A 13,605-nucleotide genomic window follows, 5' to 3' on the forward strand; every position below is an offset into this window, starting at 1 on the left:
CTCCTCAGCGCTCGATCGTGCCGGTCCGGCGGATCTTCTTCTGCAGCAGCAGCACGCCGTAGAGCAGCGCCTCGGCGGTGGGCGGGCAGCCGGGCACGTAGATGTCCACCGGCACCACCCGGTCGCAGCCGCGCACCACCGAATAGGAATAGTGGTAGTAGCCGCCGCCGTTGGCGCAGGAACCCATGGAGATGACGTAGCGGGGCTCCGGCATCTGGTCGTAGACCTTACGCAGCGCCGGGGCCATCTTGTTGGTCAGCGTGCCGGCGACGATCATCACGTCGGACTGGCGGGGCGAGCCGCGGGGCGCGAAGCCGAACCGCTCGCAATCGTAGCGCGGCATCGACATCTGCATCATCTCGACCGCGCAGCAGGCGAGGCCGAAGGTCATCCACATCAGCGAGCCGGTGCGGGCCCAGTTGATCAGCTCGTCCGTGGTGGTCAGCAGGAAGCCCCGATCGGCCAACTCGTCGCTGATCGACAGGAAGGTCGGATCGTCCGCGCCGATCGGACGGCCGGTGTTGGGATCGATGATCCCCTTAGGCTGGGGCGCGATCGCGGCGGCGCGGGACAGGGCGCGGTTCGTGTCGGTGATCAGGGCCATCGGCGACTCAGGAATGCAATGCGGGCGGCGAGCGGCGGGGCATCAATCCCATTCGAGGGCGCCCTTGCGCCACTCGTAGACGAAGCCGACGGTCAACACGCCCAGGAAGACGATCATCGACCAGAAGCCGAACCAGCCCAGATCCCCGAAGGTGATCGCCCAGGGGAAGAGGAACGCGACCTCGAGGTCGAAGATGATGAACAGGATGGCGACAAGGTAGAAGCGCACGTCGAACTTCATGCGGGCGTCGTCGAACGCGTTGAAGCCGCACTCGTAGGCCGAAAGCTTCTCGGGATCGGGGCTCTTGAAGGCGACCAGGAAGGGGACGACCAGCAGCGCGGTGGCGATGAACAGCGCCACGCCGATGAACACGATGAGCGGCAGGTAATCCGCCAACAATCCGGTCATGCCAGGGCCTCGCGAGAGGAGTGAAACCGCGGTGCGACGCCGACCCGGATACGCCCGTGGAATTGTTCTTATGCCAGGATGCGCGCGGCCGGAGGCTTAGTCGAGCCGCCGGCCCGTGACAATGGCTTGTCGCGTCGCACAAAGCGCGCTGTCAGCCGTCTTGTCAGTCATGTCCAAGATGGGCTTGCGCGGCGCTGGCGCAACACGGCGGACGCGCGCAGGCCCCGAGTCGGGGTGCCTCGCCGCGTTCCTGAGGCGACGCGCATGCGAATCCGCGCCGGATGCGCTTGACAGGGCCCGAAGCGCCCCATAAACCCCGCCCCGTCGCCGGGCAAAACGCCCCCTCCGAAGCGACCACGCCGTGCGGGCGTAGCTCAGTTGGTTAGAGTGCCGGCCTGTCACGCCGGAGGTCGCGGGTTCGAGCCCCGTCGCCCGCGCCACGTCCCTTCTTCAACATTTGTCGGTCCGATCTCGCATGAGCGACGACGCTTGCCATGAGCGGCAGGTCTGCGCGGCGCATGCAGCGCGACTTTGACGTCAGGGCTGCGGAGCATCCGCCGCGGGGCCGAGGACGTCCCGGCCCGAGGACCGGACGGCGGACCGGCCGCCCCTGAGACTCAACGCGATCCCGATCAGGATGAGGCTGCCACCGACCAGGATGTCGGCGCTCAGCGGCTCGCCCAGGACGAGATGTGTGCTCAGGATGCCGGCCACCGGCACCAGCAGGGCGAAGGGCGTCACCGCGGCCGCCGGGTAGCGGGTCAGGAGCCCGTTCCAGAGGCCGAACGCGAGGAGCGTCGTCGGGTAGGCCTGGAACGCGACCGATCCGACCGCCGTCCAATTCGGATGTGCCAGTGCCGCCAGGGCGCCCGGTCCCTCGATGATCAGCGACAGGATCAGCAGCGGCGGCGTGGTGGCGAGGCTGCCCCAGACCATCAGCGCCAGCATGTCGACCCGGCCGATCCGCTTCACGATGACGTTCGCGCAGGCCCAGGACAGGGCCGCGCCGACGACCAGGAGCAATGGGCCCGGCGGGGCGCCCCCGCTCCGCTCGAGCGCCACCGCGGCGACGCCGAGGAGCGCGATCCCGCCCCCCACCACCTGAAGGCCGCGCGGGCGCTCCTTCTGCACCGCCCAGGCGAGCGCCACGGTGAGCGGCACCTGGACCTGGATCAGCAGCGACGACAGCCCGGCCGGCATCCCGAAGCGGATGGCGGTCATGAGCAGCCCGAACTGGCCGACCCCGAGGGCGAGCCCGAATCCGGCCACCAGGGCCATGGGGGCCCGGGGCGGCCGGATCACCAGCGCCGCCGGCAGGGCCGCGAAGCCGAAGCGCAGGGCACACAGCATCAGCGGCGGCACCGTCTCGAGGCCGGCCTTGATGGCCACGAAGGCCAGCCCGAGGATCGTGACCACCAGGATTGCGGCGAGCCCGTCGCGCAGCGTCATGGGCGGATCCTACGCCGCACGCGGCCGCGTCACCACCGCCGCGCCGCCCCCCGTGCCTGGCGGCGCTCGTCGCGGCGGCCGATCAGCCGATGGATCGCGTCGCCGGTGCCCGGAACGCAGGCATCCGCCACGTCCTGGCGCGTCAACCCGATATCCTTCAGCTCCCGGTCCGACAGGGTCGACAGGCGCTGGAGCACGCGGCGGTTCATGGCCGCCCGCGACAGGCCGGCGCGGATCTCGGCGGCGAGGGCGAGGACGGTTCCGGCCATCCGGGCGAGCCGCCCGGTCCGGGCCTCGAGGGTGGCGGTTTCGGTCATGCACGGGTTCATGGATCCCCTCCTCCATCGTTCTGGGGCGGGGCGATCCTGGCGCCGCGGGGCTGGCGGCGACAGGAACACTTCGGTACGGTTCCGAAGAATTGTCCGGACGAAAGAGCAGTACGGATGGCGGTCGCAGTCAGAAGTCCCGGGACGCGCGTCGAGGCCGTGGTCGGCGAGATCCGGGAACGGATCGCGGCGCGGCGGCTGGTTCCGGGCGTGCGGATCCCGTCGGTGCGGGCCTTTGCGGAGACGATGGGCGTCTCGAAATCCACGGTCGTGGAAGCCTACGAGCGCCTCGCCGCCGAGGGCGCCGTGGTGGCGCGGCCGGGCTCTGGCTTCTACGTCGCCGGCAAGACGCGGCCGCTCTCGCTCCAGGCGATGGGGCCGCGGCTCGACCGGATCGTCGACCCGCTCTGGATCACCCGGCAGGCGCAGCAGGCCGGCTCGGATCAGCTGAAGCCCGGGGCCGGCTGGTTGCCCGATTCCTGGATGCCCCACGAGGCGATCCGCCGGGGCCTGCGCCGGGTGGCCCGGGCCGACCTCGCCGAGATGACCAATTACGACCGGCCCCTGGGCTACGCGCCCCTGCGCCACCAGATCGCCCGCAAGATCGGCGAGAAGGGCGTCGGCGCCGAGCCGGACCAGATCGTGCTGGTCGAATCGGCCACGCAGGCGCTGGACCTCGTCTGCCGCTTCCTGCTCCAGCCCGGCGACACCGTGCTGGTGGACGATCCCTGCTATTTCAACTTCCTGGCGCTGCTGCGCGCACAGCGCGTCGCAGTGGTCGGCGTGCCGATCACGCCGGAGGGGCCGGACCTGCGGGCGCTCGCGACCCTGCTGGAGCAGCACCGGCCGCGCTTCTACCTGACCAACGCCGCCCTCCAGAACCCGACGGGGGCGAGCCTCGCGCCCACCGTGGCGCACCGCCTGCTGAAGCTGTGCGAGGCGCACGACACGCTGATCGTGGAGGACGAGATCTTCGGCGACCTCGAACCCGAGGCGGCCCCGCGGCTCGCGGGCTTCGACGGGCTGGAGCGGGTGATCCAGATCGGCAGCTTCTCCAAGACCCTGTCGGCGGCGGCGCGCTGCGGCTGGATCGCGCTCCGGGCCGACTGGGTCGAGCCGCTGGTCGACCTCAAGCTGGCCCTCAGCCTCGGCAACGGACACATCACGGCCGCGCTGGTGCATGCGCTCATCACCGAGGGCGCCTACCGGCGGCACCTCGCCGAGACCCGCCGCCGGCTCGCCGGCGCGATGGTGCAGGCCGCCGCGGAGCTGCGCGCCTGCGGCCTGGAGACCTGGGCGCAGCCCCGGGGCGGCTTCTTCCTGTGGATGCGCCTGCCGGACGGGCGCGACGGGGCCGATGTCGCCCGCCGGGCGCTCGCCCGCGGCATGGTGCTGGCGCCGGGAACCTCGTTCAGCCTGTCGGATGCCTGGAACGGCTACATGCGCTTCAACGTCGCCCATTGCGCCGATCCGCGGATCCGCCCGATCCTGCGGGAGGCGCTGGGCTGAGCGTTCCCGGTCAGGCCGGGAGAACCAGGTCCGCCCGCAGGCCGCCGAGTTCGGACCGTCCGAGGCTCAGGCCGCCGCCGTAGAGTTCGGCGAGTTCCAGGGTGATCGGCAGCCCGAAGCCGTGGCCCGGCACGCCCTCGTCGAGGCGGCGGCCCCGCGCCATGACGGCGGAGGCCGCCGCCGGGTCGAGGCCGGGCCCGTCATCCTCCACCGACAGGGACACACCGCCGTCGCGCGCCGTCGCGGAGACCCGCACGCGGCTCCGGCACCAGCGGCAGGCATTGTCCACGAGGTTGCCGAGCATCTCGTCGAGATCCTGGCCCTCGCAGGGGACCGACAGGGCCTCCGGGACGTCGAGGTCGATCGCCACGCCCTTCTCGGCATAGATGCGCGTGAGCGCAGCCCGCAGGTCCGACAGCCGGGGCGCCAGGGCCGTGCGGCCCCGGGCCGATCCCGCCAGGGCCGCGGCCCGGGCGCGCCGGAGGTGGTGCCGCACCCGCCGGTCCATGTCGTCCACCTGCCGGCGCAGGGCCCCGTCCGGGTCGCGGGCAGGCTCCGCGAGCGCCATCGACAGGGTGGCGAGCGGCGTCTTGAGGGCGTGGGCGAGGTTGGCGACGTGGCCGCGGGCGCGTTCGAGGTTCTGCGCGTTCTGATCGAGGAGGGCGTTGAGTTCCGCCACCACCGGCGCGATCTCGGCGGGCTGGTCCGCCGGCACGCGCTCGCGCCGCCCCGCCCGGACCGATGCGAGGTCCGCGCGCAGGCGCGTCAGCGGCGCGAGGCCGAGGCGCACCTGGACTGCCAGACCGGCGAGCAGGCACAGGCCGAGGATGCCCAGCGCCACGGCGAGGCTGGTCAGCGCCTCGCGCAGCGGCCCGCGCAGTTCTCCCTCCGGCGCCGCCGCCACGATCGTCGCGGACTCGGGCCCTGGCATGACCAGCACCCGGGCGATGAGGGGCTCGCCGTGCGGCCCCGTGCCGGATGCCGGATGCGGCCGGCCCGGATCGTCGTCCGGACCGGGGTCGGACAGGCGGATGTCGCCGCCCCGCAGGGAGCCGGAGCGGATCGTCTCGGGTCCCCGGCGCACCTCCCAGGCCCAGCCGGGGCCGGGCCGGTCGAAGGGTGGTGCGTCGAGCGTCTGCGGGAGGATCCCGGCCTCGAGCCCCGCGCGCAGGGCCACGATCTGCGCGTCGAGGCGGCCGTCGAGCTGCCCGCGAACGAACCGGTGCAGGATGACCCCGATGGCGAGGCCCGCCACCACCAGGGCGGCCAGCACCAGCACCAGGGCCGCGGTCAGCAGGCGTGTGCGGAGCGAGCGCCGCTGCGTCGCCTCCGCCATCAGGCGGGCTCCGCGTGCAGGCGGTAGCCGTGGCCGCGCACGCTCTCGATCCGGGCCGGCGCGATCTTCCGGCGCAGCCGCGTGATGATCACCTCGACGGAGTTCGAGTCCACGTCCGCGTCGCCCTCGTAGACCCGCTCGATCAGGTGCAGGCGCGGCACCACGGTCTCGCGGTTCAGCATCAGGCAGGAGAGGACCCGCCATTCCAGGCCGGTGAGCTTGAGCGGCAGGCCCTCGTGCTCGAAGGCGCCGAGCCCCGGATCGAAGCTCAGGGGGCCGCAGGTGATCCGGCTCGCCCCGCCGCCCTGGGACCGGCGGACAAGGGCGCGCAGGCGGATCACCAGCTCCTCCACCCGGACCGGCTTGACGAGGTAATCGTCCGCCCCCGCCTTGAAGGCCGCGACCTTGTCGCTCCAGCCGTCCCGGGCGGTGAGCACGAGCACCGGCAGGGTCCGCCCGGCCCCGCGCCAGGCCCGCAGGACCGAGACGCCGTCGCCCTTCGGCAGGCCGAGATCGAGCACGACGGCATCGTAGCCCTCGGTCTCGCCGAGATGCTGGGCGTCCTCGCCGGTGGCGGCGTGGTCGAGCACGAAATTCTCGGCGCGCAGGACCTTGGCGACCTCCGCCGCGAGGGCCGCGTCGTCCTCCACCAGCAGGATCTTCACGCGTCTGATCTCCCCGTCTGGCCCCCGATGGCCGGTTTCGACCGCCGCCGGAGCGATGCGCCGGGCATCCGGCTGATTTCACCCGCGGCCGCGGCCGCGAACCCTGCCGCCGCCAGGACTTAGGGCCGTTGTCTCACCTGGGCCGCCGGGACGGCCACGCGGGCGCCGAGCTGCCGGCCCGCATCAGCACCCGCTGCCAAGCCTTTGAACGCGCACGGGTTCCACACGAAGCGCTCTAGGGCGGCGCGTTTAACCGGGCCTGAACCGCGCGGTTCAGACCGGATTGCCGGCGGCGCCCTACGAAGGGGCATCGGATCGAGCGGATCCGGACCCTTTCAGAGGATGAGATCATGAGCGACGACAAGACCATCGACGGGACCGCGCGGGAGATCCGCGAGCCCGAAGCCGCCGCGCCGGCGTCGAAGGCGATCCCGCGACGGACCTGGGTGGTCGGCGCGGTGGCGCTGCCGCTGGCGCTCGGCGCCGTCGGCCTGTCCCTGGCGCAGGGAACGCCGTTCCAGCCGACGCCGGTCGCGCCGGTGGCGATCCAGGCCCTGGCCCCCTCGGGCGCGACGGCCATCAAGGGCGAGGTCGCGGAGATCTTCGGCAACAAGTTCGTGGTGCAGGACGGGACCGGGCGCGCGCTCGTGGAGACGGGTCGCGAGGGCGAGGACGGCGGCCTCGTCGCCAAGGGCGAGACCGTGACGGTGCAGGGCCGTTTCGAGACCGGCTTCCTGCATGCCCGGATCCTGACCCACGGGGACGGGCGCACGCTGCTGCTCGGGCCGGCGGGCGGTCCGCCGACGGGGAGCCTGGACTGGGCCAAGGACCGGCTCGGTCTCGGGCCGAAGCTCGACACCGCCGCCCTGACCGCATCGGTCCAGGCGGCGGGCTACAGCGACGTGCGGGTCACGGGCCGCGGTCCGCGTCATCTGGAGGTGGCCGCCAAGGACCGGGACGGGCGCGAGCAGCAGCTCCATGTCGGCTTCGACGGTCAGGTGCGCAAGCGGCCGGCGCCGGGCCTCCCGCCGCTGTGAGGTCCGCCGCGGCGGGCGGGACGCATGCAACCCTTCCTCTCCTGCCGCGTCCTCCTGTCTCTCGACCGGCAGGAGGTGCGCGCCATGGAACCGATGAAGCCGATGGAACCGATGAAGCCTATGGAACCCATGAAGCCCATGGAACCGATGAAGGGCATGAAGCCCTGGTGGCCGAAGGATCTCGGCGAGCCCGCGACCAGCGGCGCGCAGAACGGGATGAAATATGCCTTCTTCCCCGACAAGCGCCGCCTGCTGATCGACCGCGACGGGCAGGTCTCGACCTACGACAGCGGCGACCACCGGATCGGCGGCGTCGCGCAGGCGGACGGGACCGCCAAGACCCTGACCTTCACCAGCCAGGACGGCGACGTGGATCTCGGCGCCCTCAAGAAGCTCGGCTGAGCCCCGGCGTGGACAGGCCGGGACGGCGCGCTTAAGCCCGGCCGACCATGCGAGCCGTCCCGCTGACACCCGCGACGCCATGCGCGCGCTGATCGACCTCGTCCGGGCCATGCGGGCCGCCGACCGGCGGCGCCTCGCCCTGATCGCTCTCGGGCTCGCGGCGGCGGCGCTGCTGGAGGTCGTGGGCGTCGCCGCGGTGATCCCGTTCCTGACGCTGGTCGGGGATCCGTCGGCGGCGACCCGGGTCCCCTATCTGGCCCAGGCCCGGAGCGTCCTCGGCCTGACCGACGAGCGCAGCTTCCTGCTGGTCACCGGCGGCGCGGCGCTTACGGCGATCCTCGTCACCGCGCTGGTGAATGCCGGGCTGACCTACGCGCAGCTCCGGTTCACCCATCTGGCCGGCTACGGCTTCAGCCGGCGGCTGCTGTTCCGCTACCTCGACCGGGAGCGGCTGTTCTTCGCGAAAGCCAACAGCGCCGAGCTTGCCAAGAACGTGCTGTCGGAGACCGACCGGCTGGTGATCGGCGCGCTGACGCCCGCCACGGTGCTCGCCTCGCGGGCGAGTTCGGCGCTCGCGGTGATCGCCTTCCTGCTGGCCTACGCGCCGCAGCTCGCGCTGATCCTCGGGGGCGGCTTCGGCGGACTCTATGTCGGGATCTTCCTCGTGATGCGCGCCCGGCTCGCCCGGCTGGGCAGCCGCACCGTCGCCGACAACGAGGCCCGCTTCCGGATCGTGCAGGAGACCTTCGGAGCGCTCACCGAGCTGAAGCTCTACGGGCGCGCGGAGGCGTTCGCCTCTCGGTTCGACGCCCCGGCCCGGGCCTACGCCCTCGCCACCGCGGCGAGCCAGCTCACCGGCCAGATGCCGCGCTTCGTCATCGAGGCCCTGGCTTTCGGCGGGGTGATCGTGGTGGTGCTGTTCGCGCTCGCCCAGGGGCTCGACGTCGCCGGGATCCTGCCGCTCCTCGGCCTGTTCGCCTTTGCGGGCTACCGCATGCTGCCGGCCTTCCAGAACATCTTCACCTCGGTGGCGCTGATGCGCTTCACCCTGCCGGCGGTGCGGGTGATCGTCGACGAGCTCGCCGACGAGCGGGAGCCCCCGCCCCGCACCGCGGACAGGCTGCCCTTCGCCCGGGCGATCCGGCTCGAGGGTCTCGGCTTCGATTACGGCACCGGGCGTCCGGCCCTCGCCGGGATCGACCTGACGATCCCGGTCAACACCACGGTCGGCCTCGCCGGGCGGACCGGCTCGGGCAAGTCGACGCTCGCCGGACTGATCCTCGGCGTCCTGAGCCCGACCGCCGGGCGGATCACCGTGGACGGCCGCCCCCTCGATGCCGGGACCCTGCCCGCTTGGCAGAATCGGATCGGCTACGTCCCGCAGGAGGTGTTCCTGGTGGACGGCACCGTGGCGGAGAACATCGCCCTGGGCCTCGACGCGCCGGACCTCGCCGCCGTCGAGCGGGCGGCGCGGCTCGCCGGCGCCCACGACTTCGTCGCCGCCCTGCCCCACGGCTACGCGGAGCGGGTCGGCGAGCGCGGGGCCCGGCTGTCCGGCGGCCAGCGCCAGCGCATCGGCATCGCCCGGGCGCTCTACCACGACCCGGACGTCATCGTGTTCGACGAGGCGACCTCCGCCCTCGACGACGAGACGCAGGGCGCCGTGATGCGGGCACTCCGCGCCCTGTCGGGCCGGCGGACGCTGATCCTGATCGCCCACCGGCTGTCGACCCTGGAGGGCGCCGACGCGGTCCACGTCCTGGAGGCGGGCCGGATCGTCGCTTCCGGGCCGCCCGAGGCGGTCCTGCCGGGGCTCGGCACGGCGGCGTGAGCCGGCCCTTGCTGGCCCCTTGCGTCCGGCCCCGCCTCCGTTACCTCGGCTCTCCGAGGCAGACCGGGAGAGCACCGTGACCACGCGCATCGAGCTGACCGCACCGGACGGCACAACCGCGACCCTCGCGACCCACGGGGCCGAGCCGGTCTCCTGGCGGGTCGGCGGGACCGAGTATCTCTGGAGCGGCGATCCCGAGCACTGGAACCGGCACGCCCCCTGGCTCTTCCCGGTCGTCGGCGCCTCGGCGGGCGGGCACGTGACGGTCGGGTCGGAGCGCTACCCGATGGCCCAGCACGGCTTCGCCCGCGACCTGCCCTTCGCGGTGGTGGACCGGAGCGCCGACGCGGTGACCCTGCGCCTGACCGACGGCCCCGAGACGCGGGCGCATTATCCCTTCGCGTTCCGCCTCGATATCACCGCGCGGGTCCGTCCGGCGGGTCTCGACCTCGACGTGACCGTCGCCAATCCCGGCGACGTCCCCCTGCCCTACGCCCTCGGCTTCCACCCGGCCTTCCCGTGGCCCTTCGCGGGGGGCACCCGCGCCCGGGACGGCGGCTACGCGGTGGCCTTCGAGCAGGCGGAGCGGCCCTTCGCGCCCCAGGTCGGCCCAGGCGGCCTGCTGCTGCGCGACGAGCAGCCGATCCCCCTCGCCGGGGACACGCTGCCCCTCGATCCGGCCCTCTTCACCGAGGCCTTCGTGTTCCGGAACGCCCGCAGCCGCTGGATGCGCTTCACCGGCCCCGGACGGGCGATCCGCATGGAGATGGCGGATTTTCCCCATCTGGCGGTCTGGACCAAGCCCACCGCGCCGTTCCTGTCGCTGGAATGCTGGACCGGCTACGCCGACTGGTCGGATTTCGCGGGCGACCTCGCCGAGCGCGATTCGCAGCGTCTGCTCGCCCCCGGCGGCACCGCGCATCACGGCGTCCGCCTCACGCTGGACACCTAGCCCGTGCGCGTCTGGGTGGCACGGCCCGAGCCGGGGGCGACACGGACCGGAGCGGCCCTGGCGGCGCAGGGCCACGCGCCGCTCGTCGCGCCCGTTCTGGCAGTGCGGCCGACCGCGGCGGCACCGCCCGCGGGACCCTTCGCCGCCCTGCTCCTGACCAGCGCCAACGCGGTGCCGGCGATCCGGGACGCGCCGCCCCTGCGCGGTCTCCCGGTCTTCGCCGTCGGTGCGCGGACGGCTGCGCTGGCACGCGCGGCCGGCCTCGGTCCCGTGCGCGAGGGGCCGGGCGATGCCGCCGGCCTCGCCGCCCTGGTGGCGGATGCCCTGGCGCCCGGCGAATCCCTTCTCCACGCGACCGGGGCCGAGCGAAAGCCGGAGCCGGCGGCAACGCTGATGGCCGCGGGGTTCCGGATCACCACCTTCGTCGCCTACCGGGCCGAGGCGCTGCGGACGCTCCCGCAGGCGGTGGGCCTCGAGCTCGCCGCGGGACGCCTCGAAGCCGCCCTTCACTATTCCCGGCGCAGCGCCGCCGTCGCCCTCGCCCTCGCGGATGGATCGGGTCATGGCGGAGCTTTCCGCCGCCTGGGGCATTACTGCCTATCGTCGGATGTCGCGGCCCCCCTGGAAGCCGCCGGTGTTCCGGTCCATTTCGTCGCGACACGCCCGCGCGAAGCGGATCTGCTCGACGCCCTGGCGCCGCCACCGGGTTAGCCGTGCGGTGACAGGGAGGCCGGGCCGCCGTATCTCGCCCTCGCGCCCGGCGCCGCCGCGGTGCTAGGGGGGCGCGGCGACGCCGAAGAGTTGGAGGACTTGCCCGTGACGCCACCACCCAGCGACGCCGACAAGCCCGGTCCCGGCGGTCGGAAGCCGGACGCCGCGCCCGGCAAGCCCGGATCGTCCACGCCGCCCGGGGGCGCGTCCCGGTCGCCCGCGACATCGGCGTCCACCGCCTCGGCGTCGGCCTCGACATCCTCGGCGTCCACCGCCGCCGGTGCGAAGCCGAGTGCCCCGGGTCCGGCCGAGACCGTGAAGGGACCGCAGGGATCCCCGCTCGGAACACCGCCCAAGCCGGCGACCGAGCCCGTCGTGTCCGCCAAGCCCGGTACGAGCGACGCCCGCCCCGACGGCGGCAAGCCGGGGCCCGGTACCGACGGCCTGAAGCCGTCGTCCGGCCCGGCCGCCCAGCCGCCCGGCGCCAAGCCCGATGCGCTCAAGGCCGGGTCCGACAGGTTCGAGACGAAGCCGGGCACGACCACCTCGTCGTCGGCAACGGCATCGTCGTCGACGGCCTCCGCCACCGCGTCGGCGGCCACCGGGGCGACGGCCGATCCGAAGGCCGCCCAGCCCGGCACCGGCCCCCAGGGCGGTCCCCGTCCGGGCGGTCCCGCTTCGGGTGCCGCGGGTCCGGCGGCCGCCAGTGCGGTGACGGCCGGTCCGATCATCGACCTCAAGGCCAAGCGCATCTCCGATCCGCCGTCGGCCGGCAAGGATGCGGCCAAGGACGCCTCCAAGGATGCCCCGAGGGATGGCAAGGAGGCGCCGAAGGGGCCGATCCCCGCGGCGGCCTCCGTCGATCCGGCCAGACCTGCGGCTGGATCGTCTGCCCGGGCGCGGGCCGGGTTCGGATCGATCGCCGCTGCCGGGCTGCTCGGCGGCGTGATCGGCGCCGGCCTGCTGTTCGGTGCCGAGAAGGCCGGGATCGGTCCCGATCCGCGCCTGAACGCCCTGGATCAACGGCTTTCCAGCCAGATCGCGTCCCTTGACAAGCGCCTTGACGGGCTGGCCCCGCGCGATGCGCTGGCGGCCCTCGACAAGCGCGTCGCCACCGCGGAATCGAGCGCCAAGCAGGCCCTGGACAAGGCCGGCGCGGCGCCGGCGGCCGCGACGGACGGCCAGGCCTCCGGTGCGGCGCCGGCCGTGCCGCCGGATCTCGTCGCTCGCCTCGACAACCTCGACCAGCGCGTCGCCGCGCTTCAGGAGGAGCCCGGCCAGGAGCCGGGCCGGGACCAGTCGGCGGGCGCGAAGCTCGGCGTGGTCCAGGACAACGCGAAGCAGATCGCCGATCTCGAGACCCGCCTGAAGGCGGTGGAAGACGCTGGCGGCGACAAGGGGGCGGCCGAGGACGCGTCCCGGAAGATCGCGGCGCTGCAGGGCGAGGTGGAGCAGAAGACCAAGGCGAATGCCGAGGCCGACGCGGCGCTCGGTCAACGCCTCGACGCGCTGCAACAGGCCCTCGACGCGCGGGTGAAGGCGGCCACGGAGGCGGTCCAGGCCGCCGCTCAGGCGAGCCGCACCGCCGCTGAGGCGGGACAGACCCAGGCCGCCGAGTCCGCAAAGGCGGTGGATCGGCGTCTGCAGGAGCAGGCCGATCAGATCGCAGCGCTGGACAAGAGCGTGGCGCAGCGCGCCGAGGCTAGCACCGTCCAGGCGGCTCTCCGGGTCGTGGTCGCCGATCGCGTGGCGGCCGCCCTGGAATCCGGCACGGCCTATGCGGAGCCGCTGGCGACCTTGCGCAAGCTCGATCCGGGCACCGAAGCGCAGGCCAAGGCCCTCGCCCCCTTCGCCGAGGGCGGCGCACCCTCGGCGGCGGATCTCGCCGACACGTTCCGGCCGATCGCCGAGCGGATCGCGGCCAAGCGGCAGGCGCAGCGGGCCAAGAGCGCCGCCGAGACCGGGGATTTCCGCTCCAAGCTCCTCAGCATGGCCGACGGTCTCGTGCAGATCCGCAAGGCCGACGCGCCCGCCCCCGAGGCTTCCGACGCTCCGGAGGGCAAGGTCCAGGCTGCCCTCGACCGCGGCGACCTGACGGCGGCCTCAGCGGCCTTCGCGGCGCTCCCGGCCGAGGCCCAGGAGCCGGCCGGCGATTTCGGTGCCAAGCTGAAGGCCCGGGCCGAGGCCGAGCAGGCCGTGCGCACCCTCCTCGACAGCGCCTTCAAGGCCCTGCCGGTCGGCGCCGCCCAACCGGCCCAGGCCGCCCCCGGGCGCTAGTCCGGTGACGGACCCGATCCGCGCCCTGCGCGGCCGCACCCTCTCCGAGCGGACGCGCAGGCGCCCCGCTCCTCCCGCCCCCCGCGACGGTCGCCAGC

14 protein-coding genes and 1 tRNA gene are annotated in these 13,605 nt (G+C 73.5%); 8 read left to right on the forward strand and 7 right to left on the reverse strand.

Going from position 1 to position 13,605, the window contains the following annotated elements:
• Positions 1 to 4: 4 nt before the first annotated feature.
• Together P9K36_RS12115 and P9K36_RS12120 are read right to left on the reverse strand one after the other, a co-directional pair.
• Entirely contained in the window at positions 5 to 604 is a 600-nt protein-coding gene (locus P9K36_RS12115) for an NADH-quinone oxidoreductase subunit B (RefSeq protein ID WP_278307113.1), read from the reverse strand.
• A gap of 42 nt (positions 605 to 646) precedes the next feature.
• A complete protein-coding gene (locus P9K36_RS12120) occupies positions 647 to 1,012 on the reverse strand; it encodes an NADH-quinone oxidoreductase subunit A (protein WP_007560754.1) in 366 nt (121 codons plus the stop codon).
• Between the two features lie 363 nt (positions 1,013 to 1,375).
• On the opposite strand from P9K36_RS12120, the gene P9K36_RS12125 reads away from it, so the two are divergent.
• Positions 1,376 to 1,452 (forward strand) — tRNA-Asp (locus tag P9K36_RS12125).
• A gap of 97 nt (positions 1,453 to 1,549) precedes the next feature.
• Here P9K36_RS12125 and P9K36_RS12130 read toward each other — a convergent pair.
• Both P9K36_RS12130 and P9K36_RS12135 read right to left on the reverse strand, forming a co-directional pair.
• Positions 1,550 to 2,461, reverse strand: a complete 912-nt coding sequence (locus tag P9K36_RS12130; protein WP_043757262.1) for an EamA family transporter — start codon at positions 2,459 to 2,461, stop codon at positions 1,550 to 1,552.
• Positions 2,462 to 2,490: 29 nt separating this feature from the next.
• Entirely contained in the window at positions 2,491 to 2,778 is a 288-nt protein-coding gene (locus P9K36_RS12135; protein WP_335645384.1) for a DUF1127 domain-containing protein, read from the reverse strand.
• Between the two features lie 126 nt (positions 2,779 to 2,904).
• Here P9K36_RS12135 and P9K36_RS12140 point away from each other — a divergent pair, with 126 nt between their 5' ends.
• A complete protein-coding gene (locus P9K36_RS12140; RefSeq protein ID WP_043381887.1) occupies positions 2,905 to 4,296 on the forward strand; it encodes a PLP-dependent aminotransferase family protein in 1,392 nt (463 codons plus the stop codon).
• A gap of 10 nt (positions 4,297 to 4,306) precedes the next feature.
• Here P9K36_RS12140 and P9K36_RS12145 read toward each other — a convergent pair whose 3' ends face one another.
• Positions 4,307 to 5,632 (reverse strand): sensor histidine kinase, encoded by a 1,326-nt coding sequence (locus tag P9K36_RS12145; RefSeq protein ID WP_043757269.1) that lies wholly within the window; start codon positions 5,630 to 5,632, stop codon positions 4,307 to 4,309.
• Positions 5,632 to 6,297, reverse strand: coding sequence for a response regulator transcription factor (locus P9K36_RS12150; protein WP_043381882.1), 666 nt, complete (start codon positions 6,295 to 6,297; stop codon positions 5,632 to 5,634). Before P9K36_RS12150 ends, P9K36_RS12145 begins: the two co-directional genes overlap by 1 nt.
• A 350-nt stretch (positions 6,298 to 6,647) precedes the next feature.
• Between P9K36_RS12150 and P9K36_RS12155 the strand changes: the two genes are divergently transcribed.
• The 5 genes from P9K36_RS12155 (at position 6,648) to P9K36_RS12175 (ending at position 11,230) form a co-directional block, all read left to right on the forward strand.
• Positions 6,648 to 7,334, forward strand: coding sequence for a DNA-binding protein (locus tag P9K36_RS12155; RefSeq protein WP_043356205.1), 687 nt, complete (start codon positions 6,648 to 6,650; stop codon positions 7,332 to 7,334).
• A 24-nt stretch (positions 7,335 to 7,358) separates the two neighbouring features.
• Positions 7,359 to 7,736, forward strand: a complete 378-nt coding sequence (locus P9K36_RS12160) for a hypothetical protein (protein WP_236961426.1) — start codon at positions 7,359 to 7,361, stop codon at positions 7,734 to 7,736.
• Between the two features lie 79 nt (positions 7,737 to 7,815).
• Positions 7,816 to 9,567 carry an ABC transporter ATP-binding protein gene (locus tag P9K36_RS12165; RefSeq protein WP_043757274.1) on the forward strand — a complete coding sequence of 584 codons (1,752 nt, stop codon included), beginning with the start codon at positions 7,816 to 7,818 and terminating at the stop codon, positions 9,565 to 9,567.
• Between the two features lie 76 nt (positions 9,568 to 9,643).
• Positions 9,644 to 10,519, forward strand: coding sequence for an aldose 1-epimerase family protein (locus P9K36_RS12170; protein WP_043757276.1), 876 nt, complete (start codon positions 9,644 to 9,646; stop codon positions 10,517 to 10,519).
• A 3-nt stretch (positions 10,520 to 10,522) separates the two neighbouring features.
• Positions 10,523 to 11,230, forward strand: coding sequence for a uroporphyrinogen-III synthase (locus tag P9K36_RS12175; RefSeq protein WP_043757278.1), 708 nt, complete (start codon positions 10,523 to 10,525; stop codon positions 11,228 to 11,230).
• Here P9K36_RS12175 and P9K36_RS12180 read toward each other — a convergent pair.
• Positions 11,227 to 11,961, reverse strand: a complete 735-nt coding sequence (locus P9K36_RS12180; protein ID WP_236961424.1) for a hypothetical protein — start codon at positions 11,959 to 11,961, stop codon at positions 11,227 to 11,229. The genes P9K36_RS12175 and P9K36_RS12180 overlap by 4 nt on opposite strands.
• Here P9K36_RS12180 and P9K36_RS12185 point away from each other — a divergent pair.
• Positions 11,942 to 13,507, forward strand: a complete 1,566-nt coding sequence (locus tag P9K36_RS12185; protein ID WP_236961423.1) for a translation initiation factor 2 — start codon at positions 11,942 to 11,944, stop codon at positions 13,505 to 13,507. The genes P9K36_RS12180 and P9K36_RS12185 overlap by 20 nt on opposite strands.
• The last annotated feature ends 98 nt before the right edge of the window (positions 13,508 to 13,605 follow it).

It is taken from the genome of Methylobacterium sp. 391_Methyba4 (genome assembly GCF_029691625.1).
Taxonomy (GTDB): Bacteria; Pseudomonadota; Alphaproteobacteria; order Rhizobiales; family Beijerinckiaceae; genus Methylobacterium; species Methylobacterium fujisawaense.